18 protein-coding genes are annotated in these 26,258 nt (G+C 68.8%); 15 read left to right on the top strand and 3 right to left on the bottom strand.

Annotation, left to right across the window (positions count from 1 at the left end; all coding sequences use genetic code 11):
• Window positions 1–377: 377 nt before the first annotated feature.
• Together MMG85_RS05805 and MMG85_RS05800 are read right to left on the bottom strand one after the other, a co-directional pair.
• Complete coding sequence (locus MMG85_RS05805; RefSeq protein ID WP_241045169.1) at window positions 378–1,007, bottom strand: DUF938 domain-containing protein; 630 nt, start codon at window positions 1,005–1,007, stop codon at window positions 378–380.
• Between the two features lie 72 nt (window positions 1,008–1,079).
• Window positions 1,080–1,913 (bottom strand): NYN domain-containing protein, encoded by an 834-nt coding sequence (locus MMG85_RS05800; protein WP_241045168.1) that lies wholly within the window; start codon window positions 1,911–1,913, stop codon window positions 1,080–1,082.
• A gap of 124 nt (window positions 1,914–2,037) precedes the next feature.
• Between MMG85_RS05800 and MMG85_RS05795 the strand changes: the two genes are divergently transcribed.
• The 15 genes from MMG85_RS05795 (at window position 2,038) to MMG85_RS05725 (ending at window position 24,801) form a co-directional block, all read left to right on the top strand.
• On the top strand, window positions 2,038–3,666 hold the full coding sequence (locus tag MMG85_RS05795; RefSeq protein WP_241045167.1) for a TldD/PmbA family protein: 1,629 nt from the start codon (window positions 2,038–2,040) through the stop codon (window positions 3,664–3,666).
• A 303-nt stretch (window positions 3,667–3,969) separates the two neighbouring features.
• Window positions 3,970–5,604 (top strand): TldD/PmbA family protein, encoded by a 1,635-nt coding sequence (locus tag MMG85_RS05790; RefSeq protein WP_241045166.1) that lies wholly within the window; start codon window positions 3,970–3,972, stop codon window positions 5,602–5,604.
• Window positions 5,605–5,630: 26 nt separating this feature from the next.
• Window positions 5,631–6,965 (top strand): TldD/PmbA family protein, encoded by a 1,335-nt coding sequence (locus MMG85_RS05785; RefSeq protein ID WP_241045165.1) that lies wholly within the window; start codon window positions 5,631–5,633, stop codon window positions 6,963–6,965.
• A 190-nt stretch (window positions 6,966–7,155) separates the two neighbouring features.
• A complete protein-coding gene (locus tag MMG85_RS05780) occupies window positions 7,156–7,860 on the top strand; it encodes a DUF4159 domain-containing protein (RefSeq protein ID WP_241045246.1) in 705 nt (234 codons plus the stop codon).
• A 118-nt stretch (window positions 7,861–7,978) separates the two neighbouring features.
• The gene (locus MMG85_RS05775; RefSeq protein WP_241045164.1) at window positions 7,979–8,974 is read left to right on the top strand and encodes a MoxR family ATPase; all 996 of its coding nucleotides are present in this window, start codon (window positions 7,979–7,981) and stop codon (window positions 8,972–8,974) included.
• A gap of 10 nt (window positions 8,975–8,984) precedes the next feature.
• Window positions 8,985–9,875: a DUF58 domain-containing protein gene (locus tag MMG85_RS05770; RefSeq protein ID WP_241045163.1), complete on the top strand. Its 891-nt coding sequence runs from the start codon at window positions 8,985–8,987 to the stop codon at window positions 9,873–9,875.
• On the top strand, window positions 9,872–11,035 hold the full coding sequence (locus tag MMG85_RS05765; RefSeq protein ID WP_241045162.1) for a BatA domain-containing protein: 1,164 nt from the start codon (window positions 9,872–9,874) through the stop codon (window positions 11,033–11,035). The genes MMG85_RS05770 and MMG85_RS05765 overlap by 4 nt, the downstream gene beginning before the upstream one ends.
• The gene (locus tag MMG85_RS05760; protein ID WP_241045161.1) at window positions 11,032–13,206 is read left to right on the top strand and encodes a DUF4175 domain-containing protein; all 2,175 of its coding nucleotides are present in this window, start codon (window positions 11,032–11,034) and stop codon (window positions 13,204–13,206) included. Before MMG85_RS05765 ends, MMG85_RS05760 begins: the two co-directional genes overlap by 4 nt.
• Window positions 13,203–15,029, top strand: a complete 1,827-nt coding sequence (locus MMG85_RS05755; RefSeq protein WP_241045160.1) for a carboxypeptidase regulatory-like domain-containing protein — start codon at window positions 13,203–13,205, stop codon at window positions 15,027–15,029. The genes MMG85_RS05760 and MMG85_RS05755 overlap by 4 nt, the downstream gene beginning before the upstream one ends.
• A gap of 233 nt (window positions 15,030–15,262) precedes the next feature.
• The gene (locus MMG85_RS05750; RefSeq protein ID WP_241045159.1) at window positions 15,263–15,628 is read left to right on the top strand and encodes an I78 family peptidase inhibitor; all 366 of its coding nucleotides are present in this window, start codon (window positions 15,263–15,265) and stop codon (window positions 15,626–15,628) included.
• A gap of 240 nt (window positions 15,629–15,868) precedes the next feature.
• On the top strand, window positions 15,869–20,341 hold the full coding sequence (gene gltB / locus MMG85_RS05745) for a glutamate synthase large subunit (protein WP_241045158.1): 4,473 nt from the start codon (window positions 15,869–15,871) through the stop codon (window positions 20,339–20,341).
• 136 nt (window positions 20,342–20,477) lie between these two features.
• The gene (locus tag MMG85_RS05740) at window positions 20,478–21,923 is read left to right on the top strand and encodes an FAD-dependent oxidoreductase (RefSeq protein ID WP_241045157.1); all 1,446 of its coding nucleotides are present in this window, start codon (window positions 20,478–20,480) and stop codon (window positions 21,921–21,923) included.
• A 122-nt stretch (window positions 21,924–22,045) separates the two neighbouring features.
• Window positions 22,046–22,960, top strand: a complete 915-nt coding sequence (locus tag MMG85_RS05735; RefSeq protein ID WP_241045156.1) for a methylglyoxal synthase — start codon at window positions 22,046–22,048, stop codon at window positions 22,958–22,960.
• Window positions 22,961–23,040: 80 nt separating this feature from the next.
• Window positions 23,041–24,216, top strand: coding sequence for a benzoate/H(+) symporter BenE family transporter (locus tag MMG85_RS05730; RefSeq protein ID WP_241045155.1), 1,176 nt, complete (start codon window positions 23,041–23,043; stop codon window positions 24,214–24,216).
• A gap of 126 nt (window positions 24,217–24,342) precedes the next feature.
• Entirely contained in the window at window positions 24,343–24,801 is a 459-nt protein-coding gene (locus MMG85_RS05725; protein WP_241045154.1) for a PepSY domain-containing protein, read from the top strand.
• Between the two features lie 52 nt (window positions 24,802–24,853).
• On the opposite strand, the gene MMG85_RS05720 is transcribed toward MMG85_RS05725, so the two are convergent.
• Window positions 24,854–26,107 carry a TCR/Tet family MFS transporter gene (locus MMG85_RS05720; RefSeq protein ID WP_241045153.1) on the bottom strand — a complete coding sequence of 418 codons (1,254 nt, stop codon included), beginning with the start codon at window positions 26,105–26,107 and terminating at the stop codon, window positions 24,854–24,856.
• Window positions 26,108–26,258 lie beyond the last annotated feature (151 nt).

The following is a 26,258-nucleotide window of genomic DNA, read 5'->3' as shown; positions in this document are numbered from 1 at the left end:
ATCCGCTGTTTCAGCCCTGATCCGTGTCGAAAAGTCTCGCGTCGCCCCTACAGATGCCTCCGGTTGCGCCGGATTCCCGTAGCGTGCGCATGGCGCACGACCTCATGATCCTTCCGGCAACTCGTGGTCGTGCGCATGGCGCACGCTACGCACATGAATTCGCTCAATAACTGTGGGAGCGACGTGAGTCGCGAACGCTGCCCTGGAGAAGGCTTTCGACACGGATCAGGGCGGAAAAATGCGGATACAGCACTTTGAAACGTTTGTTTTCGATCCGCTGTTTTAGCCCTGATCCGTGTCGAAAAATTCTTTCGCGTCGCCCCGGCAGGCGCCTCCGGTTGCGCCAGATTCCCGTAGCGTGCGCCGCGCGCACGACCTCATGACCCATCCGACAGCTCCGGGTCGTGCGCATGGCGCACGCTACGCTGCCAGACTACGCAGCGGTTGTTGGCCGGCATGGCGTTGTCCTCGACGAGCACCAGGCCGATCTCGCGTGCCAGCGCATCGACGGCTTCGAAGTCGCGGATGCCCGATGCGGGATCGCGATCCTTCAGCCACTGCTCGAAGGCGCGGTTGCTGTCGCTGGTGAACGCACCGCCGTAGTTGAAGGGGCCGTAGACGATCAGCAGACCGTCTTCTTCGAGCGCCTTGCCAACGCCGGCGAAGAACGCCTGGACCAGCGGCCAGCCCATGATGTGCAGGCTGTTGGCGGTGAAGACGGTATCGAAGGTCGCGTCTGGCCAAGGCCCGTCGACATCCAGTTCAAGCGCGGCGGGGGTATTCGCCAACGCGGCTTCGCCGAGCCACAGCGCGATGCCGGGCAGGTTGTCCGCACGGTCGCTGCACTGCCAGATCAGCCACGGTATCGCCGCGGCGAAGTGCACCGCATGCTGGCCGGTGCCGCTGCCGACTTCGAGCACGCGTCGGCTGTCGCCGACATGGCGCTGCAACACCTCCAGGATCGGCCCCTGGTTGCGCTCGCAGGACGGTGCGAACGGCTTGCTCATGCAACGTCGCGTGCGCCACGCGCACGACCTCCCGATTCTTCCGGCGCCCCGGTGTCGTGCGCGTGGCGCACGCTACGCGGCCCGTACATAGAAGCGCTTCGCGCCGCCCTCGCCTGCCCGTTCCTCGACGGTGAAGTGGCGCGGATGCGCCTTCATCAGGTCGCTGAGCTTCTTGTGGCCGTACAGGCGGGTGTCGAAGTCGGGGCGCACCTTGCTGAGATAGCTGCCGACGCTGCCCAGGAAGGCCCAGCCCTGGTCGTCGCTGGCCTCCTCGATGGCCTGGCGGATCAGCCGCAGCGGCAGCGATTCGTGCTTGCCCTGCTCCACCACCGGCGCGGCGGTCGGCTCAGCCTGCGCGGCCGGCTTCTTCGCTGCGGGCCTGGCCGCTTTCTTCGCCGGTTTCTGCGGCGACGGTGGTGCGGGCGGCGCCGGCACTTCGCTGCGCAGCACCTCCACGTAGATGAACTTGTCGCAGGCCTGCACGAAGGCGTCCGGCGTCTTGCGCTCGCCGAAGCCGTAGACGGTCAGTCCCTCCTCGCGCAGGCGCTGGGCCAGGCGGGTGAAATCGCTGTCGCTGGAGACCAGGCAGACGCCGTCGAACCGGCGCGTGTACATCAGGTCCATCGCGTCGATGATCAGCGAGCTGTCGGTGGCGTTCTTGCCGCTGGTGTAGGCGAACTGCTGCACCGGATTGATCGAATGCTTCAGCAGCGCCTGCTTCCACTGCGTCATGCGCGTGCTGGTGAAGTCGCCGTAGATGCGCTTGACGCTGGCCACGCCGTACTTGGCCACCTCCGCCAGCAGGCCTTCGATGACGGCCGGCTGGGCGTTGTCGGCGTCGATCAGCACCGCCAGCCGTGGCTGTTCTTCGTCGTTCTCGGGTCGTCCGAGCGGGCGGGATTTCATGCGGGGCGATTCCTGTGCGGGATGAGGCGCATTGTGCACCACGTCTCCGTGGCATGACCGGCGTCACTTGACCTTGCGGCGCGCGCCGACGACAGTCCGGGGGCTTCCGTTTCCGGACTTCGACATGCAGCGACGCGACTTCCTTGCCTTCGGCGGCCTGACTATCGCCGGACTGGCCCTGCCCGGCACGCGCGTCATCGCCGCCGAGGCCCTGCTGGAACCGGGCGACGTGGCGAAGAAGAAGCGCCTGGCCGACGCCGCGCTCGCCGCCGCCACGGCCGCGGGTGCGACCTATTGCGACGTGCGCATCGGCCGCTACCTGCGGCAGTCGCTGATTACCCGCGAGGACAAGGTGCAGAACGTGGTGAACACCGAATCCTCCGGCGTCGGCGTGCGCGTGATCGCGCAAGGCGCATGGGGTTTCGCGGCGACCCACGACCAGACGCCCGACGGCGTGGCCGCAGCGGCACGCCAGGCCGTGGCCATCGCCCGCGCCAACGCACGCATCCAGGGCAAGCCGGTACAGCTGGCACCGCTCACCGGTGTGGGCGAGGTGGCGTGGAAGACCCCCATCGTCAAGAACGCGATGGCGGTGCCGGTAGAGGAGAAAGTGGACCTGCTGCTCGGCGCCAACGCCACCGCATTGTCGGCCGGCGCCAGCTTCGCCGCCTCGCGCATGTTCGTCATCAACGAGCAGAAATATTTCGCCAGCACCGACGGCTCGTACATCGACCAGGACGTGCACCGCATCTGGGTGCCCTTCACGGTGACGGTGGTGGACAAGGCGACCGGCAAGTTCAAGACCCGCGATGGCCTGTCCGCGCCGATGGGCATGGGCTACGAGTACCTGGACGCGAAGCCCGCCGACAAGATCGCGCTGCCCGGCGGCGTGGTGGCCTACGGCGCCTCCTACGACCTGCGCGAGGACATCGTGGCGGCGGCCAAACAGGCGCGGGCCAAGCTGACCGCGCCGTCGGTCAAACCCGGCAAGTACGACCTGGTGCTGGATCCGTCCAACCTGTTCCTGACCATCCACGAGAACGTCGGCCATCCGCTGGAACTGGACCGCGTGCTCGGCTACGAGGCCAACTACGCCGGCACCAGCTTCGCCACGCTGGACAAGCGCGAGCAGCGCTTCCAGTGGGGCAGCCCGATCGTCACCTTCACCGCCGACAAGACCGAGCCGCGCAGCCTGGGTGCGGTGGGCTACGACGACGAAGGCGTGAAGACCCGCCGCTGGGACCTGGTGAAGGACGGCGTGCTGGTCAACTACCAGGCCACCCGCGACGAGGTGCATATCCTCGGAGAAGACGCCTCGCACGGCTGCAGCTACGCCGATTCGTGGAGCAGCGTGCAGTTCCAGCGCATGGCCAACGTGTCGCTGGCGCCGGGCAAGACGCCGCTCACCGTGGCGGAAATGGTCAAGGACGTCGAGAACGGCCTCTACATCCACGGCCGCGGCTCGTATTCCATCGACCAGCAGCGCTACAACGCCCAGTTCGGCGGCCAGCTGTACTTCGAGATCAAGAACGGCCAGGTGACGCGGCAGCTTGAAGACGCCGCCTACCAGATCCGCACGCCGGAGTTCTGGAACGCCTGCACCGCGATCTGCGACGCCCGCGACTTCCGCCTGGGCGGCTCGTTCTTCGACGGCAAGGGCCAGCCCAGCCAGGTCTCCGCCGTCTCGCACGGCTCGGCGACCACGCGGTTCAACGGCATCAACATCATCAATACGGCACGATCGCTCGGCTAGTGGGCTGCCGTCATCCCAGCGCACGCTGGGATCCATCTTGCTCTTTGCTCAGAATCAGACTGGAAGATCAAAATCCAAATGGATCCCAGCGTGCGCTGGGATGACGGTTCGAGGTGTGCCCGCGAACCCAGGAGGGTGCGTTCGATCACGTTGACGGGCTTCATCTATGCCTAAAGTCATTTGACGCTGTCTCCACCCCGGCGCAAGAATCGGGGCTGACCCGCGCGGTGGACATGGCGCGGGGCTCAACGCGTCCGTCGCAGTCCCCGCCTGCCTGCGCAGGCCCCATGGTGGAGAACAGCCTTGCAACGTCGTGACTTCCTGGCCCTGACCGGCCTGACCGTGGGCGGCCTGATGGTGCCGTCCTACTTCGGCAAGGCGATCGCCGCCGAGCAACTCCAGTCCACCCTCGATGTCGCGCTGAAGAAGCGGCTGGCCGACGCCGCGCTGGCCGCGGCCAAGCAGGCCGGCGCCACCTACTGCGACGTGCGCATCGGCCGCTACCTGCGCCAGTTCGTGATCACCCGCGAGGACAAGGTGCAGAACGTGGTGAACACCGAGTCCACCGGCGCCGGCATCCGCGTGATCGCCAATGGCGCCTGGGGCTTCGCCGCCACCAACACGCTGACCGCCGAAGGCGTGGCCAGTGCCGCGCGCCAGGCCGCCGCCATCGCCACCGCCAACAGCAAGACCCAGACCGCGCCGGTGCAGCTGGCCAAGGCGCCGGGCTTCGGCGAGGTGTCGTGGAAGACGCCGATCAAGAAGAACGCGATGGAGGTGCCGATCAAGGACAAGGTCGACCTGCTGCTGGGCGTCAACGCCGCCGCGATCAATGCCGGCGCCGACTTCGTCAACTCGATGATGTTCGTGGTCAACGAGCAGAAGTACTTCGCCAGCACCGACGGCTCCTTCATCGACCAGGACGTGCACCGCCTCTGGGTACCGATGACGGTCACCGCGATCGACAAGGCGACGGGCAAGTTCCGCACCCGCGACGGCCTGTCCTCGCCGGTCGGCATGGGTTACGAGTACCTGGACGGCGATGCCTCGCAGAAGTACACCACGCCGAATGGGGTCATCAATTACGGCCTGTCCTACGACATGAAGGAGGACGCCATCGCGTCCGCCAAGCAGGCGCGCGCCAAGCTGACCGCGCCGTCGGTCAAGCCGGGCAAGTACGACCTGGTACTGGATCCGTCGCACACCTGGCTGACCATCCACGAGAACGTCGGCCATCCGCTGGAACTGGACCGCGTGCTCGGCTACGAAGCCAACTACGCCGGCACCAGCTTCGCCACGCTGGACAAGCGCAACGAGGCGTTCCAGTACGGCAGCGGCATCGTCAACCTGTTTGCCGACAAGGTGCAGACCGGCAGCCTGGGCGCGGTGGGCTACGACGACGAAGGCGTCAAGACCAAGCGCTGGGACCTGGTGAAGGAAGGCAAGCTGGTCGACTACCAGACCATCCGCGACCAGGCCCACATCCTGGGCAAGGACGCCTCCGACGGCTGCTGCTACGCCGATTCGTGGAGCAGCGTGCAGTTCCAGCGCATGGCCAACGTGTCGCTGGCGCCCGGCAAGGACAAGCTGTCGGTGGCCGACATGATCAAGGACGTCGAGAACGGCATCTACATCATCGGCGACGGTTCGTTCTCGATCGACCAGCAGCGCTACAACGCCCAGTTCGGCGGCCAGCTGTTCTACGAGATCAAGAACGGCAAGATCACCCAGCAGCTCGAAGACGTGGCCTACCAGATCCGCACGCCGGAATTCTGGAACGCCTGCACCGCGATCTGCGACGAGAGCGACTACCGCCTGGGCGGCTCGTTCTTCGACGGCAAGGGCCAGCCCGGCCAGGTGTCCGCGGTCTCGCACGGGTCGTCCACCGCGCGCTTCAACGGCATGAACGTCATCAATACCGCCCGCTCGCTCGGCTGACCGGCGCTTAAGGAGATCACCAGAACATGAGCATCCTCACCGAAGCGCAGGCCAAGGCCATCCTCGACAAGGTCCTGGCGCTGTCCAAGGCCGACGAGTGCACCGCGTCCCTCACCGGCTCCGTCGACGGCAACATCCGTTTCGCGCTGAACAACGTTTCCACCAGCGGCATCGTCAGCAACACCGACCTGGCCGTGCAGGTGGCCTTCGGCAAGCGCACCGGCGTAGCGACGATCAACGAGTTCGACGACGCCGCGCTGGAGCGCGTGGTCCGCCGCGCCGAAGACCTCGCCCGCCTGGCGCCGGAGAACCCCGAGTTCATGCCGGCCGTCGAGAAGCAGACCTACAAGCCCTCGCCCACCTTCAGCGAATCCACCGCCGCCATCACGCCGGAATTCCGTGCCCAGGTCGCGGCCGATTCCATCGCGCCCTGCAAGGCCGAGAAGCTGATCGCCGCCGGCTTCCTGGAAGACGGCCAGAGCTTCGTCGCCTTCGCCAACAGCAAGGGCAACTTCGGCTACCAGAAGGCCACCGCGTTCAACTACACCTGCACCGTGCGCACCGAGGACGGCCGCGGTTCCGGCTGGGTCGGCCGCAACCTGAAGGATGCCAACGCATTCAAGGCCGACAGCGATATCCGCACCGCGATGCGCAAGGCCAGCGAATCGGCCGAAGCCAAGGCGCTGGAGCCGGGCAAGTACACGGTCATCCTGGAGCCGGCCGCGGCCGCCGGCCTGATCTCCTTCATGATGAACTTCTTCGACGCGCGCCAGGCCGACGAAGGCCGCAGCTTCCTGTCCAAGAAGGGCGGCGGCAACAAGCTGGGCGAGCAGGTCTACGACCCGCGCGTCAACATCAGCGCCGACCCCTGGCACCCCGGCGCCGAAGTGATGCCGTGGGACAGCGAGGGCCTGCCGCGCGAGAAGATGGCCATCGTCGAGAACGGCAAGGTGGTCAACCTGGAGTACTCGCGCTTCTGGGCGCAGAAGCAGGGCAAGCGCGCGGTCGGTTCGCCGGGCAACCTGCTGGTCGCCGGCGGCACCAAGTCCACCGCCGAGCTGGTCGCCAGCACGCAGAAGGGCATCCTGGTCACCCGCACCTGGTACATCCGCATGGTCGATCCGCAGACCGTGCTGCTGACCGGCCTGACCCGCGACGGCACCTTCTACATCGAGAACGGCCAGATCAAGTACCCGGTGAAGAACTTCCGCTTCAACGAGTCGCCGGTGATCATGCTCAACAACATCGAGGAACTGGGCAAGCCTGTCCGGGTGGCCGGCGACGAGTCCAGCTTCGTGATGATGATCCCGCCGATGAAGCTGCGCGACTTCACCTTCACCTCGTTGTCGGACGCGGTGTAAGTGTTCTGCCCCCTCCCCCGCAAGCGGGGGAGGGCTGGGGTGGGGGCCCGACGAAGCCGCATGCGTTCCGCAGCACGACGCGCACCGAAGCCCGCCCCCATTTTCCACGCCCTTCGATGAAACCCCTTCTGCCCTTGCCCCCATCCCAGCCTTCCCCCGCATGCGGGGGAAGGGGCCGTTTCCTATGGCGATGACGCGCGGCGAGTTCCTGCGCCTCATGGCAGGCGGTCTGACCGGCGCGCTGCTGGCCGGCGCATCGCGCAGCACACGTGCGGCGGGCAACTACGACTTCCGTTTCACCCGCCTGAAATACGACTCCGGCGACTGGGACGTGGACGCGCGCATGCCGTCCAACCTGATCACCTCGCTGATCGACTACACCAGCCTGCGCGTGGACCCGAAGGAGCACGTGCTGGCGCTGTCCGACCCGCGCATGCTGGCCGCGCCGTTCTGCTACCTGGCCGGGCACAAGCTGGTGGACTTCAATCCGCAGGAGAAGCGCAACTTCGAGCGTTACGTGCGCAACGGCGGCTTCGTCTTCGTCGACGATTGCAACCACGACATCGATGGCCTGTTCGCCAAGTCGTTCGAGGCGCAGATGGCGGCGATCTTCGGCGCCAAGGCGATGAAGAAACTGCCGAACACCCACGCGATCTATTCCTCCTTCTTCAAGTTCGACGGCCCGCCCGCGACGAGCTTCGAGCTCAACGGCTGGGGCGACGACTTGGTGCACGAGTACCTGCAGGGCATCGAGATCAACGGCCGCCTCGGCGTGCTCTACAGCAACAAGGACTATGGCTGCGAGTGGGACTACGACTGGCGCAACAAGCGCTTCTTGGCCGAGGACAACACGAAGTTCGGCGTCAACCTCGTGATCTATGCGCTGACGACATGAGCGCGACCTTCCTTCCTGCCGTAGGAGCGCCCCATGGGCGCGATGCCCTTGCTTCGGATGCTGCGCGGCAGAAGCATCGCGCCCATGGGGCGCTCCTACACATTTCTCTGGAAACACGATGACCGACTCCCTCACCGAATCCGACCTCCAGCAGCAGCTCGCGAAACTGGGCGAACTCCGCGCCGCCATCGGCCAGGCCATCGTCGGCCAGCAGGACGTGGTCGAGCAGCTGCTGATCGGCCTGCTCGCCGGCGGCCACTGCCTGCTCGAAGGCGTGCCCGGCCTGGGCAAGACGCTGCTGGTGCGCTCGCTGGGCGAGGCGCTGCACCTGCAGTTCCGCCGCGTGCAGTTCACGCCCGACCTGATGCCCAGCGACATCCTCGGCACCGAGCTGCTGGAGGAAGACCACGGCACCGGCCACCGCCATTTCCGTTTCCAGCCGGGTCCGATCTTCACCCACCTGCTGCTCGCCGACGAACTGAACCGCACGCCGCCGAAGACGCAGGCCGCGCTGCTCGAGGCGATGCAGGAACGCACCGTCAGCTATGCGGGCACCACGCACGCCCTGCCCTCGCCGTTCTTCGTGCTGGCCACGCAGAACCCGCTGGAACAGGCGGGCACCTATCCGCTGCCGGAAGCCCAGCTCGACCGCTTCCTGCTGCACATCCGCGTGGACTATCCGACCGAACAGGAAGAGCACGACATCCTGGCGCAGACCACCGGCCGCGCCGGCGGCGCGGTGCCGCGGGTGATGGAGGGCGAAGCAGTGCTGGCGCTGCAGAAGCATGTGCGCGACGTGCACGTCAGCGAGGACCTGCTGCGCTGGATCACCAAACTGGTACGCGCCAGCCGGCCCGGCGACGGCGTGCCGGACGAGATCCGCAAGTACGTGCGCTGGGGCGCCGGTCCGCGCGCCGGCCAGTCGCTGGTGCTGGCGGCGAAGGCGCGCGCGCTGCTGCACGGCCGCCTGGCGGCGACGCGCGAGGACATCGTCGCGCTGGCCAAACCGGTGATGCGCCACCGCCTGCTGCTGTCGTTCGCCGCCGAGGCCGAGCAGGTCAGCGCCGACGACGTGATCGCCGCGCTGCTGCGCGGCGTGCCGCTCGCCGCCTGATCGGGATTCCATGGCGCACGACCTGATCCCCGCCGACGTCCGCAGCCGGTTGAAGGACCTGCGGCTGACCGCGCGCCGCGCGATCGGCGCGCAGGGGATCGGCGTGCACCACAGCCGCAGCCGCGGTGCCGGGCTGGAGTTCGCGCAATACCGCGCCTACGAGCCCGGCGACGAACTGCGGCAGATCGACTGGAAGCTGTACGCGCGCTCGGACCGCTTCTTCGTGCGCGAAGCGGAACGCGAGAGTCCGCTGACGGTGTGGATCGTGCTCGACGCCACCGCCTCGATGACCCAGCGCGATGGCGAGCGTGGCACCCGCTTCGATGCGGCGCGCCGGCTGGCCGCCTGCATCGCCGAACTGGCGCTGCGCCAGGGCGACCGCTTCGGCCTGCTGGTGCTGCACGGCGATGGCGTGCGGCGGGTGTCGCCCGGCCACGGCGCGCGCCAGCGCGACCAGCTGCTGCTGGCGCTGCACGGCCTGGCGGCCGGCGGGACGTTTCCTGCGGCTGACAGGCTTGCGCCGGTATGGGAACGCATCGGTGCCGGCGACCTGGTGATGACGCTGAGCGACGGCTTCGATGAGGCGATGGTCGCATTGATCGAACGCCTGGCCGCCGCCCGCCGCGAGGTACTGGCGATCCAGTTGCTGACCGCGGACGAGCGCGACTTCCCGTTCACCGGCGGCCACCGCTTCCGTGACCCGGAGACAGGGGAAGAGCTGCTTGGCGATGCCGCCGCGCTGCGTGCGGATTACCTGCAACGTTTCGCCGAGGCGCAGCGCCTTCTGGATGCGCGACTGGATGCCAGCGGCATCCGCCATGCGCGTTACTACACCGATCAACCGCTGGACCTGCCGCTGCGGCGGCTATTCGGCGCGCGCGACGCGGCGGAGTACGCATGAACCTGGCGCTGCTGCTGCCCGCAGGACTGGCCGCGCTCGCGGCGTTGCTGGTGCCGCTGCTGCTGCACCTGGCGCGCCGCCACGAACAGACGCCAACCGACTTCGCCGCGCTGCGCTGGCTGCGGCAGAAGCCCAAGCCACGCCACCGCATCCGCTTCGACGAATGGCCGCTGCTGCTGCTTCGGCTGCTGCTGCTCGCGCTGCTGGCGCTGTGGCTGGCCAGACCCGTGCTGTCGGGCATGGATGAGACGCGTCCGTGGGTCGTTGCCGTGCCTGGCGTGGATGCCGCCGCGGTACGCGCGCAGGCAACGGATGCGGACTCGCGCCTGCACTGGCTGGCCTCCGGGTTTCCGTCGTTCGACGAGGCCGCGCCTGCAGCAACTCCGGCCATCGGCAGCCTGCTGCGTCAACTGGATGCCGAACTCCCGCCGGGCACGCCGCTGACCGTCGTCGTGCCGGCGACGCTGCAGGGCGCGGATGCGGAGCGTCCGGTGCTGTCGCGCGCAGTGACCTGGACCGTCGTCGATGGCGCGATGGCGGCACCGGCCGCGCCCGCGTCGCCGCCGCCCACACTGGCCGTGCGCCATGCGGCAGGCAACGACACGGGGCTGCGCTATCTGCGTGCTGCTGCGCTGGCGTGGCAACCCGCGACCTCGACGTCGTCGACGCTGCAGGTCGGCACGGCTGACGAAGCACTGCCTGCCACCACGATGCCGCTGGCCTGGCTGGTGCCCGGCCCGGTGCCCGCAGCCGTCGTGCAGTGGATCGCGGCCGGCGGCACGGCGCTGCTGGCGAACGACAGCACGCTCGACGGCTTCACCGCCGGCACGACGCCGTGGCGCGATGCCGATGGCGCCGCGCTGGTCGAAGCGGCCACACGCGGCAAGGGCCGCGTGCTGCGCTTCACCCGTCCGCTGCGGGCGGATGCGATGCCTGAACTGGTCGAGGCCGATTTTCCGCAACGCCTGCGTGCGCTGTTCGATACGCCCGTTGCGTCTCCCCGCCGCGTGCTGGCGACCGACTACGCGCCGGCGACCGGGGGCGCGACGTATCCGGTCGCACCGCGCGACCTGCAGCCATGGCTGGCGCTGCTGATCGTCCTGCTGGTGCTGGTGGAGCGCTGGATGGCGACGCGCCGCATACGAGGCGTGGCGCCATGACGCCGTCCGCAAGCGACCGTCTGGGGCAGGCGCGCCGGCATGCGCTGCTAGGCCAGCTGCTGCTGGGCGCGGCGATCCCGGTGGCGGTCGGCAGTGTGCTGTGGCGGGTGACATCGCCCGGCATTGCGACCACGATCGCCGTCATCGGCATCGCGCTGCTCGCGATCCTCGCGTGGCGACGGACGCGTGCGTTCGACACGCCCTGGCTGGTGCGGCAACTGGATGCGCGGCGCGCCGATCTCGACGACAGCACCGACCTGCTGCTGACGCCACCCGCGTCGTTGACGCCCCTGCAGCAGTTGCAGCAGGCGCGCGTGCGCGAACGCCTGCGCGCGCAGCCGGCGCCGGACCTTCGCACGCCGTGGCCGTGGGCGCGCATCGTCGCACTGTGGATCGCGGCCGCCGTCGTGATGGCGACGGCGCTGTTATGGCCCGGTCGCGCAACCGGACCCGGCGCGCTCCAGCCTTCCGACGAGCCGGTCCCCACTGCGCCCGGCATCCCGCACCTCGTCGCGCAACGCCTGCACGTGGTGCCGCCCGCCTACACCGGCCTCGCCGGGCGTGACGAGGTCTCGCTTGACGCCAAGGCGCCCGCCGGCTCGCGGCTGGCGTGGACGCTGCGCTTCGAGCCGCAACCGTCCACGGCGGCGCTGGTCTTCCACGATGGCCAGCGCATCGCGCTGACACGCGACGGCGACACGTGGCAGGCGACGCATGTGCTGGCGAAGTCGACGCTGTACCGCGTGGTCGCGGCCGGCACCGAAGGCCAGCCGCCGACCAGGCTGCGCCGGCTGGATGCGATGCCCGACCGTGCGCCGGAGGTGAAAGTCCTCGCGCCGGACCGCGGCCTCAGTCTGGTGACGGTCGGGCAGACGCGGTGGCCGCTGGCCTTCGAGGCGCGCGACGACTACGGCATCGCGCCGACCGCCACGCTGAAGCTGACGCTCGCGCAAGGCAGCGGCGAGAACATCGCCTTCAAGGAACAGGTGATGACGCTGCGTGGCACCGGTCCGGCGACGGCACGCCGCTTCACCGCCTCGCTGGACCTGAAGGCGCTGGGCATCGCGGTGGGCGACGACCTGATCGCGCAGCTCACCGTGCAGGACACACGTTCGCCCGCGCCGCAGCGCGCGCAGAGTCCCGGCCTGATCCTGCGCTGGCCGGCCGACCTGGGCCAGGAGAGCGCCGGACTGGAAGGGCTGGTGAAGAAGGTGATGCCGGCCTACTTTCGCAGCCAGCGCCAGATCATCATCGACGCCGAAGCGCTGCAGAAGCAGAAGCGCAGCCTGCCGGCGGAGCGCTTCGTCGAACGCGCCGACGCGATCGGCGTGGACCAGCGCATCCTGAGGTTGCGTTATGGCCAGTTCCTCGGCGAAGAAGCCGAAGGCGAGCCGCAACCGCCGCCGACCAATGATGCGGAAGAAGTACACACGGACGACGACGGCCACGACCACGCCGGCGAAGCTGCGCAGGCCGACGACGGCCACGGGCATGGCGAGGCCACCAGCGCGACCGGCACCAGCTTCGGCCGCGAAGCCGACGTGCTGGAGGCGTACGGCCACACCCACGACCATGCCGAAGCCGCGACCCTGCTCGACCCGGAAACGCGTGCGACGTTGAAGAAGGCGCTGGACCAGATGTGGCAATCGGAACTGCACCTGCGCCAGGGTCATCCGGACCAGGCTTTGCCGTTCGCCTACAAGGCGCTGGAGTACATCAAGCAGGTGCAGCAGGCCACGCGCATCTACCTGGCGCGGGTGGGGCCGGAACTGCCGCCGATCGACGAGACGCGCAGGATGGGCGGCGACCGCACCGGCATCGCCCCGCGCGCGCTCGGGCCGCTCGCGCGTCCGCAGGACGACGAAGCGCCGGCGCCCGCGCGTGCCTGGGCTGCGCTGGCGAACGACCGCGTGCCCGCGGATGCCGCCGACCTGGAGGCGTTGCAGGCCTGGCTGCGCCGCAACGAAGCGCGCGTGCCGGATGCGCTGGACCTGTTCGCGGCCATCGACGAGGTGCGCGGCGACCCGGATTGCGCGCCCTGCCGGCAGCGGCTGCGTTCGCTGCTGTGGTCCGCCTCGGCACAGCCCGCCGCGCAGGTGCCGCGACGCGGCGCGACCGACGCCGCCGGGCGTCGTTACCTGGATGCCCTGCGGCAGGAGGCGGCGCGATGAACGTGGCCACGTCGCTGCCGCTGCTGCTGGCCGGTCTGCTGACGCTGGCCGTCGCGATGGCGTGGCTGCGCCTCGCATTGTGGCGCCGCCGCGCGCCACACGACCGTCGCGGTTCACCGATCCGTTTCGCGTTGCTGTGCCTGCTGCAACCCGTGGTCGCGCTGCTGCTCTACTTCACCCTGCTGCCGCCACGACAGACCACGACCACCGGCACGCTGGTGGTGATGACCGCGCAGGCGGATCGCGTCGCCCTGCCCGCATCGCTGGACGGCCAGCCGCACGTCGCGCTGCCGGAAGCGCCGGCCGGTCTCGACGCCGACCGCGTTCCCGACCTCGGCACCGCGCTGCGCCGCCATCCGGAGGTGCGTGCGCTGCACATCGTCGGCGCCGGGCTGGAGGCACGCGACCGCGACGCGGTCGATGAACGCGCACTGGCCTTCTCCTCCGCGCCGTTGCCGCACGGCATCGTGCAGCTCTCATCGATCGCTCCGGTCGCGACGGGCGCAGGCTTCACCGCCAGTGGCCGCGTGCACGGCGTGCCGCAGGCGACGGTGGTCCTGCGCGATCCGGCCGGCCAGCGGATCGACGCGACCACGGTCGATGCGCAGGGCGGCTTCCACCTCGACGGGCTGAGCCGTTTGCCGGGGCCGGCGCAGTTCCGCATCGAAGTGCTGGATGCGAAGCGTGCCGTCATCGACACCGCCACCGCGCCGGTGTGGACGCAGCCCGCACCGGCGCCGCGCGTCTGGGCCTTGGCCGGCGCACCGAATGCGGAATGGAAATACCTGCGCCGCTGGGCCGCCGATGCCGGCATCCCGCTGCATCTGCAGATCAGCCTGGGCGGCGGGCTGCAGCTGGGCGATGCGCCGCTGCCGATGACGGCCGACACGTTGCGCCGCTTCGACCTGGTGTTGCTGGACGCGCGCAGCGCCGCCGCGCTCGGCGACGGACAGCGCGCAGCCCTCGTGGCGGCGGTCCGGGACGGCCTGGGCGTGCTGGTGCGTGCCGATGGCGTGCTGGCGCCGGGCGTGCAGCGCATGCTCGGCCTGGCGCTGACCGGCGGCGATGACGCGGAATTCAAGCTGCCGCGTCCTGCGCCCGACGACGACGCCTGGCGCGCGCGCCGCGGCGCCGGCACGGCGGACGCACCTGTGGATACCGACGCAGTACCGGCCGGCCTGCCGACACTGACGCGGCGGGCGTTGCGCACGACATCGGCGGACGCGATCCCGCTACTGCGCGCGGCCGACGGCACGGTGGTCGCGTGGTGGCGTGCGGAAGGGCGCGGCCGCATCGGCGCCTGGACGCCGACCGACACCTACACGCTGGCCCTGACCGGCCATGCCGATACGCATGCCGTGCTGTGGTCGCAGGCGCTCGGCACGCTCGCGCGTGCCGGCACGGAGCTGTCGCTGGCGGCGCCGGACGACGCCCGCGTCCCGCAGCGCGTGGCGCTGTGCGGCCTCGCCGACGGCGCGCAGGTGAGCGCACCGGATGGCACCGTCACCCGCCTGCTGCGCGATCCGGCGACCGGCGCCGCCGGCTGCGGCGGCTTCTGGCCACGCATGGCCGGCTGGCACCAGCTGACCATCGGCGAGGCGACCGCACCGTTCAACGTGCGCGCAGCGGACGATGCACCCCAGCTGCGCGCGATGGCGGTGCGCGAACAGACACGGCAGCTGGCATCGCGCTCCCCGTCCAGCGTCGCCGCCTCGTCGACGACGGAAGGCGCCCGCGGGCCGGCATGGCCCTGGTTCCTCGGCTGGCTGTTTGCCGCCGGCCTGCTCTGGTGGCTGGAACGGCGGCGTACCGCGGCGGGTTGAGAAGGTCCGGGGTTCCGGCCCGTTCGTGGTGAGCCTGTCGAACCACATGCCTTGCGATGGTGCGGCAGATAGAGGCAGCCGTGCCGTGCCGCGAAGAGCGTGGTTCGACAGGCTCACCACGAACGGCGTCGGGGCGGCCGCACCTGATCGACGGAACCGCTCGGACCCTGCTTAACGACTAGCGAATGTCCGATGCGTAATCTCTCCTTCAGACCCATCCTCCGGAGTTCCGCATGATCCGAACGGCGATCCCCGCCCTGCTGCTGACCCTCTCGCTGGCCGCGTGCAGCGCGCCCGAATCCGACGAGCAGACCGCCGCCGCCGAACAGTCGCAGGCCGCCGCCAGCGAAGCCGCGGCACCGGCGCCCGCGGCACCGGCCCCGACCGAACTTGCCGGCAGCTGCGACGACACCCAGGCGCAATGGATCATCGGCAAGACGCCGACCGACACGGACATCGAACAGGCGAAGACCGACAGCAAGTCCCAGGCCGTGCGCGCGCTCAAGCCCGGCGATGCCGCCACGATGGACTTCAATCCGAACCGCCTGAACATCATCCTCGACGACAAGGGCGCCGCGACCTCGGTCAACTGCGGCTGAGATACTCCGCGACACGTTTCGACGACCCGCCGCCTGTGTCCGCACAGGCGGCTTTTTCATGCGCGACGAACGGGTTTGGACGCCGCGTGAAAAGTTGCCGTTGCAACCAACAACTGGTGCGTCATAGGTGTTGTTGCGGCATCGCAACAACTGTGATTTAGTCGGGTTTCCGGTGACATTTCGAAGTGCCGCTGCGCGGGCAGGGCACGGTGTCGCCGTCACTCCGGTTTGAGGCAACACATGGCCCCTCGCAATCGCCAAGGCGGCTTTGACCACGGTCTGTACGATCCGAACGACGAGCGCGATGCCTGCGGCTTCGGCATGATCGCGCAACTCGACGATCAGCCCTCGCGTGCGCTGGTGGATACCGCCATCGCCGCGCTGTCGCGCATGACCCATCGTGGCGGCGTGGCCGCTGACGGGCTGACCGGCGACGGCTGCGGCTTGCTGATCCGTAAACCGGAGGCTTTCCTGCGCGCGCTGGCGAGCGAAGCCGGCATCGCGCTGGGCGCGCGCTTCGCGTCCGGCCTGGTGTTCCTGCCGCATGACGACGCCCAGGCCGCGCAGTGCCGCGCCACGCTGGAAGCCGAACTGTTCCGTGCCGGCGTGGCGGTGAAGGGCTGGCGCGTGCCGCCCACCCACGACGCCGTCTGCGGCCAACTGGCGAAGGACACGCTGCCGCGCATCGAACAGCTCTACGTCGAGGCCGACGACGGCCAGAAGGACGAAGCGTTCTCGCTGGCGCTGTTCCTCGCGCGCCGCCGCGCCGAACAGCAGCTGCGTACGTCCGTGTCCGACTTCTACGTGGTCACGCTGTCGCCGCATGCCATCGGCTACAAGGGCATGGTGCTGCCGGACAAGCTGGCCGCGTTCTACCCGGACCTGCAGCGCGCGGAACTGGCCAGCAGCGCGGTGGTGTTCCACCAGCGCTTCTCCACCAACACGCTGCCGCGCTGGCCGCTGGCGCATCCGTTCCGCCTGCTGGCGCACAACGGCGAGATCAACACCATCGAGGGCAACCGCCGCTGGGCGCAGGCGCGCAGCAAGGTGTGGAAGACGCCGTGGTTCGACATCGGCGAGTTCGACCCGGTCATCTCGATGCACGGCTCCGACTCGCAGAGCCTGGACAACATGCTGGAGCTGCTGGTCGCCGGCGGCATGGAGCTGATCCAGGCGCTGCGCATCCTGGTGCCGCCGGCCACGCAGTCGCTGGAGTTCAAGGACGCCGACCTCGCCGCGTTCTACGAGTTCTACGGCCTGAACACCGAACCGTGGGACGGTCCGGCCGGCATCGTCTCGATGGACGCGCGCTACGCCGCCTGCACGCTGGACCGCAACGGCCTGCGCCCGGCGCGCTGGATGCTGACCAGCGACCGCCACTTCATCGTCGCCAGCGAAGCCGGCGTGTGGGAAGTGCCGGCGGAACGCGTTACCCGCAAGGGCAAGCTGGGCCCGGGCGAGATGATGGCCATCGACCTGCGCCGCGGCGACCTGCTCGACAGCGAGGCGGTGGACCGCATCAACCGCGGCCGCGCGCCGTACAAGCAGTGGCTGCAGCAGGGCGTCACCTACCTGCAGACCGAACTGATCGATCCGTCGCTGGTCGAGGAGCCGTTCGACGAGAAGACGCTGCGCGGCTACCACAAGCTGTTCCAGCTGACCTCGGAGGAAGTCGAAGGCGTGCTGCGCCCGCTCGCCGAAACCGAGCAGGAAGCCACCGGCTCGATGGGCGACGACACGCCCATGGCGGTGCTGAGCCGGCAGACGCGGCCGCTGTACGACTACTTCCGCCAGGCGTTCGCGCAGGTCACCAATCCGCCGATCGATCCGCTGCGCGAAGACTGCGTGATGTCGCTGACCACCCAGCTGGGCCGGGAGACCAACATCTTCCACGCCGGCGCGGAGACGGTGAACCACGTCATCCTCAACTCGCCGGTGCTGAGCCAGCGCAAGCTGCGGCAGTTGCTGAAGATGCCGCAGTACGTCGAAAAGAATCGCCTGATCGATCTGTCGTACTCGCCCGAGGAAGGCCTGAAGGCCGGACTGGAGCGGATCTGCCGGCAGGCCGAACAGGCCGCGCGCGATGGCGAGGTCATGCTGCTGCTGTCGGACCGCTACCCGCAGCCCGGCCGGCCGATGGCGCATGCGCTGCTGGCCACCGGCGCGGTTCACCATCACCTCTGCCGCGTGGGCCTGCGCTGCGATGCCAACCTGATCGTCGAAACCGGCACCGCGCGCGATCCGCACCACATGGCCTGCCTGATCGGCGTGGGTGCCACCGCGGTGTATCCGTACCTGGCCTACCAGACGCTGTTCGACCTGGGCCGGCGCGGCATCCTGCAGATCAAGAAGGGCGGCGAGCAGGCGCAGATCGGCCGCAGCTACCGCAAGGGCGTCTACAAGGGCCTGTCGAAGATCATCTCGAAGATGGGCATCTGCACCATCAGCAGCTATCGCGGCGCGCAGCTGTTCGAGATCGTCGGCCTGGATCCGGACGTGGTGGACCTGTGCTTCGCCGAAACGCCTTCGCGCATCGGCGGCGTCGGCTTCGAACGGCTCGACCTGGAAGCGCGCCAGCTGGATGCGCGCGCCTGGAACGACCGCGAGTCGCCGGAGGTCGGCGGCCTGCTGAAGTACGTGCACGGCGGCGAGTACCACATGTACAACCCGGACGTGGTGATGACCCTTCAGCGCGCCACGCGCACTGGCGACGCCCGCGACTGGCAGGCGTATGCGGATGCGGTGAACACGCGTCCGCCGTCCGCCCTGCGTGACCTGCTGCAGCTGAAGAAGGCCGACACGCCGACGCCGATGGACGAGGTGGCCGGTGCGGCCGACCTGCTGCGCCGTTTCGACAGCGCCGCGATCAGCCTGGGCGCGTTGTCGCCGGAAGCGCATGAAGCGCTGGCCATCGCGATGAACCGCCTGGGCGGCCGCAGCAACTCCGGTGAAGGCGGCGAAGACCCGGCGCGCTACGGCACCGAGAAGCGCAGCAAGATCAAGCAGGTCGCGTCCGGCCGTTTCGGCGTGACGCCGGAGTACCTGGTCAATGCCGAAGTGCTGCAGATCAAGGTCGCGCAGGGCGCCAAGCCCGGCGAAGGCGGCCAGCTGCCCGGCCACAAGGTCAACGAACTGATCGCGCGGCTGCGCTACGCCCGGCCCGGCATCGGCTTGATCTCGCCGCCGCCGCACCACGACATCTATTCCATCGAAGACCTCGCGCAGCTGATCTACGACCTCAAGCAGGTCAATCCGACCGCGCTGGTGTCGGTGAAGCTGGTCAGCCATGCCGGCGTAGGCACCATCGCCGCCGGGGTGGTGAAGGCCGGCGCGGACCTGATCACCATCTCCGGCCACGACGGCGGCACCGGCGCCAGCCCGGTCAGTTCGATCCGCTACGCCGGCGTGCCGTGGGAACTCGGCGTGGCCGAAGCGCACCACGCGCTGGTGGTGAACCAGCTGCGCGACCGCACCGTCCTGCAGACCGACGGCGGCCTGAAGACCGGCCTGGACGTGGTGAAGGCCGCGCTGCTCGGCGCCGACAGCTTCGGCTTCGGCACCGGCCCGATGATCGTGCTGGGCTGCAAGTACCTGCGCATCTGCCACCTCAACAACTGCGCCACCGGTGTGGCCACGCAGGACGAGCGCCTGCGCACGCAGTACTTCACCGGCCTGCCCGAGCGCGTGGAGAACTTCTTCCGCCTGCTCAGCGAAGAAGTGCGGCAGTGGCTGTCGTACCTTGGCGCGCGCTCGCTGGACGAGATCGTCGGCCGCACCGACCTGCTGCAGCAGATCGACGCCTCGCCACGCGAAGGCGTCCACATCGACCTGTCGCGCCTGCTGAAGGGCGCGCAGTTCGACAACAACAGCTGCGCGGCGCAACGGCTGTACGAATCGCCCGACAGCCTGGCCACGCAGCTTGATGGTCTGCTGGCCGAACCGATCCGCAGGAAGCGCGGCGGCGACCATCGCTTCCTGATCCACAACACCGACCGCAGCATCGGCACGCGCCTGTCCGGCACCATTGCCCGCGTGCACGGCAACCACGGCATGGCCGACGCGCCAATCACGCTCCGCTTCCGCGGCACCGCCGGGCAGAGCTTCGGCGCGTTCAATGCCGGTGGCCTGCAGATGGAGCTGGAAGGCGAAGCCAACGACTACGTGGGCAAGGGCATGGCCGGCGGCCGGCTGGTGGTGCGTCCGCCGCGCGGCGCGCGTTTCGAGGCGCGCAACACGCCGATCATCGGCAACACCTGCCTGTACGGCGCGACCGGTGGCGAGCTGTTCGCGGCGGGACGCGCGGGCGAGCGCTTCGGCGTGCGCAACTCCGGCGCACTGGCCGTCATCGAAGGCGCCGGCGACCACTGCTGCGAGTACATGACCGACGGCATCGTGCTGGTGCTGGGCAAGGTGGGCCTGAACTTCGGCGCCGGCTTCACCGGCGGCCTGGCCTACGTGCTCGACCTAGACCGCGACTTCGTCGACCGCTACAACCACGAACTGATCGACATCCACCGCATCAGCCCGGAAGGCTTCGAGAGCCATCGCCAGCACCTGCACACCCTGGTCAGCCGCCACCGCGAACTGACCGGCAGCATCTGGGCGCAGCAGATCCTCGACGAGTTCCGCGACTACGTGGGCAAGTTCTGGCTGGTGAAGCCGAAGGCGGCGAGCATCGATTCGTTGACCGAGACCCTGCGGAGGGCTGCGTGATGGGCCCCGGGCCGTCATTCCGGCGAAAGCCGGAATCCATGTGGCTGTTGCATGCGGCGGCGGCAGATGGAAGCAAGATGGATCCCAGCGTGCGCTGGGATGACGACGGGTATATCGCGATGAAGAGCAGCACCCCATGAGCAAGAAGCAGGTATTCCAGTTCCTCGACCTGCCGCGCACGATGCCGCAGCGCATCCCGCTGGAGCTGCGCACGTCCGGCGACTGGGGCGAGCTGTACGGCAGGTTCGGCAAGGAGGAAGCGCAGTACCAGGCCGGTCGTTGCCTGGACTGCGGCAATCCCTACTGCAGCTGGAAGTGCCCGGTGCACAACGCCATCCCGCAGTGGCTGCAGCTGCTGCAGGAGAACCGCATCGAGGAAGCGGCCGAGCTCTGCCACTCCACCAATCCGCTGCCGGAAGTCTGCGGTCGCGTGTGTCCGCAGGACCGTCTGTGCGAGGGCAGCTGCACGCTGGAGGAATTCGGCGCGGTGACCATCGGTGCGGCGGAGAAGTACATCGTCGACACCGCGCTGGCCAACGGCTGGCGTCCCGACCTGAGCGACGTGCAGCCGACCGGCAAGCGGGTGGCGGTGATCGGCGCCGGGCCCGCGGGCCTCGGCTGCGCGGATCGTCTGGCGCGTGCCGGCATCCAGGCGGTCGTCTACGACCGCTACGAACAGATCGGCGGCCTGCTGCAGTTCGGCATTCCCAGCTTCAAGCTCGACAAGAGCGTCATCGCCACCCGCCGCGAGGTGCTGGAGGGCATGGGCGTGGAGTTCCGCCTGGGCGTGGACGTCGGTCGCGACGTCGCCCTGGCGCAGTTGCTGGACGACTACGACGCCGTCTTCCTCGGCACCGGCGCCTATCGCTACACCGATGGCGGGCTGCCGGGCCAGGACCTGGACGGCGTGCTGCCTGCCCTGCCCTTCCTGGTACAGAACGGCCGCATCGTCGGCGGCAGCGATCCGTGGGGCCGCCCGATCGCCGGCTGGGAAGACAAGCTGGCCTTGCCCGACCTGCACGGCAAGCGCGTGGTCGTGCTGGGCGGCGGCGACACCGGCATGGACTGCGTGCGCAGTGCGATCCGCCTGGGCGCGGCCAAGGTCACCTGCGCCTATCGGCGCGACGAAGCCAACATGCCCGGGTCCGCGCGCGAAGTCGCCAATGCGCGCGAGGAAGGCGTGCGCTTCCTGTTCAACCGCCAGCCGCTCGCCATCGTGGCGGGCGACGATGGCCGCGTGGCCGGCGTGCAGGTGGTGGAAACGACGCTCGGCGAACCGGATGAGCGCGGCCGCCAGAGCGCGGTGCCGATCGAAGGCAGCGAGTCGTTGCTGGACGCGGACGTGGTGATCATCGCGTTCGGCTTCTCGCCCAGCGTGCCCGCGTGGCTGGCCGAGCTCGGCGTGGAAGGCACGCCGAACGGCCGCATCGTGGTCGGTGGCGGCGACCGCCTCGCCTTCCAGACGACGCATCCCAAGCTGTTCGCCGGCGGCGACGCCGTACGTGGTGCGGATCTCGTCGTCACCGCGGTGGCGGAAGGCCGCGACGCCGCGGGCAGCATCGCGACGCTGTTGCTGGCATAGGGGGGGCTCCAGCCCACCGTGTCGCGGCATCGCGGACAGTGCCAACACACTTCGTGGCAACGACGGCGGGCCAAGGCCCGCCCTACGCTAGACTCGCGACTCCCTCATTCTCCTGATCGCCCATGCGCCTGGGTCTCGCCGCCAACCGCCTGCATCACCACACCGAGGACGCCGCGCTGTTCCGCTGGCTGCGCGCCAGCGAACCCGGTATCCGCGAACTGGGCCTGGGCCTGCACGTGGTGGGTCGCACACACGACGCCATTGCCGCGGCCGGCATGCTGCGCGGCTACGCGGCGCTGAAGCGCTATCCCTACGGCCGCGATGGCGGACTGATGAAGCTGGTGGCGGAAGTCGTCGGCCTGGAAGGCGCCGAGCGCCACCTGGACGGCGCGATCTATTTCATCGATCCCGTCGATCCATCGTCGATCTTTCCCGAAGCCATCGCGCTGAAGCGGCAGTGCGTGATCCATGGCAAGCCGTTCCTGTCCACGGTGGCCTCGGCGCGCGACTGGATCGAGATGGAACGCATCCATGCCGGTTTCGCACCGGACCGCGGCGCGGACCGCTTCCATGACCTGGCATCGCAGACGCTGGCGCTGATCGCGCACGATGCGATGAAGCCGCAGATGCTGGCGTTCGCCGATACGCATTTCGACGTGCTGTCGCGCTTCGGCCACCGCATGGCCACCGGCACCACCGGCCAGCATCTCAACGAACTGGCATGTAGCCGCGGCTGGCCGCAGGACACGCCGTGGGTGGAGCGCTTCCAGAGCGGCCCGCTCGGCGGCGACGCGCAGATCGCCGACCGCGTGCTGGAGCGCCGCTGCCAGCGGGTGATCTTCTTCGAGGACCCGCACGTCGCACGCCAGCACGAGGCCGACATCCAGCTGCTGGAGCGCGCGGTGACCACGGTCACCGACGAGGCGGTGTGCACCACTTCGCTGGCGGTAGCCAAGCGGTGGTGCGAGGCGGTGACGAAGCGCGTGCTTCTTGTAGGAGCGACGTCAGTCGCGACCGTACGCCGTAATCTCCTGTAGCGTCATCCAGCAGACGGCAGCAAGGTAGTTCCATTCTCGCGGTCGCGACTGACGTCGCTCCTACAGGAACGGCAGAACGCATGAATACCCCACCCCGCCACCTGCTGAAGGACCTCTCCCTCTCCGCCATCGCCGCCGGCTTCGTCACCGTGCTGGTCGGCTTCGCGAGTTCGGCGGTGATCGTGTTCCAGGCGGCGCAGTCACTGGGTGCGTCGCCGGCGGAAATCAGTTCGTGGATGTGGGCACTCGGCCTGGGCATGGGCCTGACCTGCATCGGGCTGTCGCTGCGCTACCGCATGCCGGTGGTGACGGCGTGGTCCACGCCCGGCGCCGCCATGCTGATCAGCAGCGCCGCCGGGTTGCCGCTGTCCGATGCGATCGGTGCGTTCCTGCTGTCGGCGCTGCTGATCGCGGTGTGCGGCTTTTCCGGTTTCTTCGAGCGGATGATCAGCCGCATCCCGGTGTCGCTGGCGTCGGGCATGCTGGCGGGCGTCCTGCTGCGTTTCGGCATCGATGCGTTCGCGGCGATGAAGACGCAGCTCGGCATGGTGCTGACGATGTTCGCCGTCTACCTGCTCGCGCGTCGCCTGCTGCCGCGCTACGCGGTGATCCTCACGCTGCTGGTCGGCATCGCCTTCGCCGCGGGACTTGGCCTGCTGCGCGTGGACGGGCTGTCGCTGCAGCTGGCGAAGCCGATCTTCATCGCGCCGACGTTCTCGTTCGCGGCCATCGTCGGCATCGCACTGCCGCTGTTCATCGTGACCATGGCCTCGCAGAACGTGCCCGGCGTGGCGGTGATCCGTGCCTCGGGCTATCCGATCCCGATCTCGCCGGTGGTGGGATGGACCGGCGTCGCCAACCTGCTGCTCGCACCGTTCGGTGCATTCGCGTTGAACTTGGCTGCGATCACCGCGGCGATCTGCATGGGGCGGGAAGCGCATGAGGATGCGTCGCGCCGCTACGTCGCCGCCATCGCCGCCGGCGTGTTCTATGTGGTGGTCGGCCTGTTCGGGGCGACGGTGGCGGCGCTGTTCGCGGCATTCCCGAAGGAGCTGATCCTGGCCATCGCGGGCATCGCCCTGCTCGGCACGATCGGCAACAGTCTTGCCGCGGCGCTGCGCGAAGAAGGCGATCGCGAGCCTGCACTGGTGACGTTCCTGGTGACGGCCTCGGGCTTGTCGCTGGCCGGCATCGGCGCGGCGTTCTGGGGCCTGGTGGCAGGCGTGGTCACGCTGCTGGTACTGCGCCGTCGCTGAGCCGCGTTCGCGTACGGCTCATGCAAGTGAACGTGGCGTGGAGTGTTCAGTTCCGCGGTGTCGAATTCACCTGCGGCTGATGCGGGCGTGGGCAGGATCTCCGCTCCATCCTTGCAGGAGATTCCCATGCAGACCCTTCGACTTCACCACCGTCTGTTGACCCTCGCCACGGTGGCCGCCCTGTCGGGCGCCGCGTTCGCCCAGGCGCCCGCGCCGACCGCCGGCAAGGACGCGATGAAGGAACCGCAGGTGCGCTCGCTGCTCACCGAGAAGGGCTACACCAACATCGACGACCTCGACTTCGAGGACGGCCAGTGGGAAACCGACGCCACCAGCGCCAACGGCGACCGCGTCGATGTGCGCATCAATCCGGCATCCGGTGACGTGGTCGCCGAGAAGCTGGTGTCCAACCTCAGCGAGAACGACGTCAAGGCCAAGCTGGCCGCCGCCGGGTACTCCAAGATCCATGACGTAGACTTCGACGACGGCGTCTGGAAGGCCGAGGCCGAACGCGCCGACGGCAACGATGTCGAGATCCACCTGGCCGCCAACACCGGCGAGATCATCCACGTCGAGAACGATTGACCGGCACCCGCCATCGACATGAAGAAGGCCGCCCTCGGGCGGCCTTCTGTTGTCAGGGTGTCGCCGACCGCGCAGGCCGCGCGAAGCGCCAGCCCACCAGCATGGCGCAGGCCAGCAGCGCGGCGGCCAGATACCAGGGCGCGCCCGGAATATGCGCCGGCGCGTCCGCACCGATGAAGAGCGCGAAGGTGCCGGCGAACAGCAGCGGTCCGATCACGCCCGCCAGGCTGGCCAGACTCATCAGCGCGCCCTGCATGCGTCCCTGTTCGCGCTCGTCCACTTCACGGGTGATCAGCGCCTGCGTAGCCGGCGTTGCCAGCGCCCACAGCGCGCTGATCGGCAATCCGATCAGGAACGCCGCACCCACCGGTGCCCACCCATAGACGACGAAGCCAAGGGCGCCGCACGCCAACCCGAGCAGCAGGGTGCGGCGTTCGCCGAGCCTCCTGACCACGCGCCCGACCAGCAGGGCATTGACGATCACGCTCAGCACACCCACCGCCGCCAGCACCCAGCCCACTTCCTTCGGTCCCCACTGGAAGCGGTAGCCGGCGAACAGCACGAACACGCTGGGATAGACGAAGTGCGCGAGGTTGGCGATGAACACCACCGCGACCAGGCCCAGCACCTGCGGGTAGCGCTTCAGCAGCACCAGCGAACCGAACGGGTTGGCATGCCGCCAGTCGATGCGGGCGGTCCGCTTCTCCGGTGCCAGCGATTCCGGCAGCACGAACCAGCCGTAGAGGAAGTTCAGAAGCGCCAGTGCCGCCGAGAACCAGAAGGGTAGCCGCAGATCGATTTCGCCCAGCGCGCCGCCGATCAGCGGCCCGATCACGAAGCCCACGCCGAACGCGGCACCGATCATGCCGAACGCCTGCGCGCGCTTTTCCGGTGGCGTGACGTCGGCGATGTAGGCATTGGCGGTGGTGAAGCTGGCCGAGAACATGCCCGAGAACACCCGCGCGAGCAGCAGCAGCGGCAGCGTGCCGGCGACCGCCATCAGCACGAAATCCGCACCCAAGCCCAGGCAGGAGAACAGGATCACCGGTCTGCGGCCGTAGCGGTCGGACAGCGCGCCCTGGATCGGCGAACTGATGAACTGGATGGCGTAGAAGACGGTGCCGAACACGCCCACCCACAGCGCCGCACGGGCCGCATCGCCACCGGTGAACTGCTTCACCAGGTCCGGCAACACCGGAATGATCACCCCGAACGACAGGATGTCGATCAGCACCGTGATGAAGATGAAGATCAGGGCCGCGCGGCGGCCAGCATGGGCAGGAGCTTCGGCGTTCACGGACGGCACCGGCGAAAGGTGGGCAAGTGTAGGGCATCACCCGCGCGCCTGGTGGCCTGTCGGCTCTTGTAGGAGCGACGTGAGTCGCGACCGCGGACCACGGCCGTCCATGATGTCCGGTGATCGATGACGGCTTCCGCTTCCGAACCGTCGGGAACGC

Source organism: Pseudoxanthomonas sp. LH2527, assembly GCF_022539275.1.
In the GTDB taxonomy this organism is placed as follows: Bacteria; Pseudomonadota; Gammaproteobacteria; order Xanthomonadales; family Xanthomonadaceae; genus Pseudoxanthomonas_A.
Note: the sequence above shows the minus strand (reverse complement) of the source record. Positions and strands in the feature narration are given on the sequence as shown.

Coding starts and splice junctions, on each gene's coding strand:
- MMG85_RS05775 (WP_241045164.1), top strand. CDS start 7,979: ATGACCGACTCCCTCACCGAATCCGACCTCCAGCAGCAGCTCGCGAAA.
- MMG85_RS05730 (WP_241045155.1), top strand. CDS start 23,041: ATGAATACCCCACCCCGCCACCTGCTGAAGGACCTCTCCCTCTCCGCC.
- MMG85_RS05750 (WP_241045159.1), top strand. CDS start 15,263: ATGATCCGAACGGCGATCCCCGCCCTGCTGCTGACCCTCTCGCTGGCC.
- MMG85_RS05765 (WP_241045162.1), top strand. CDS start 9,872: ATGAACCTGGCGCTGCTGCTGCCCGCAGGACTGGCCGCGCTCGCGGCG.
- MMG85_RS05725 (WP_241045154.1), top strand. CDS start 24,343: ATGCAGACCCTTCGACTTCACCACCGTCTGTTGACCCTCGCCACGGTG.
- MMG85_RS05740 (WP_241045157.1), top strand. CDS start 20,478: ATGAGCAAGAAGCAGGTATTCCAGTTCCTCGACCTGCCGCGCACGATG.
- MMG85_RS05785 (WP_241045165.1), top strand. CDS start 5,631: ATGAGCATCCTCACCGAAGCGCAGGCCAAGGCCATCCTCGACAAGGTC.
- MMG85_RS05795 (WP_241045167.1), top strand. CDS start 2,038: ATGCAGCGACGCGACTTCCTTGCCTTCGGCGGCCTGACTATCGCCGGA.
- MMG85_RS05800 (WP_241045168.1), bottom strand. CDS start 1,913: ATGAAATCCCGCCCGCTCGGACGACCCGAGAACGACGAAGAACAGCCA.
- MMG85_RS05780 (WP_241045246.1), top strand. CDS start 7,156: ATGACGCGCGGCGAGTTCCTGCGCCTCATGGCAGGCGGTCTGACCGGC.
- MMG85_RS05805 (WP_241045169.1), bottom strand. CDS start 1,007: ATGAGCAAGCCGTTCGCACCGTCCTGCGAGCGCAACCAGGGGCCGATC.
- MMG85_RS05770 (WP_241045163.1), top strand. CDS start 8,985: ATGGCGCACGACCTGATCCCCGCCGACGTCCGCAGCCGGTTGAAGGAC.
- gltB (WP_241045158.1), top strand. CDS start 15,869: ATGGCCCCTCGCAATCGCCAAGGCGGCTTTGACCACGGTCTGTACGAT.
- MMG85_RS05760 (WP_241045161.1), top strand. CDS start 11,032: ATGACGCCGTCCGCAAGCGACCGTCTGGGGCAGGCGCGCCGGCATGCG.
- MMG85_RS05735 (WP_241045156.1), top strand. CDS start 22,046: ATGCGCCTGGGTCTCGCCGCCAACCGCCTGCATCACCACACCGAGGAC.
- MMG85_RS05755 (WP_241045160.1), top strand. CDS start 13,203: ATGAACGTGGCCACGTCGCTGCCGCTGCTGCTGGCCGGTCTGCTGACG.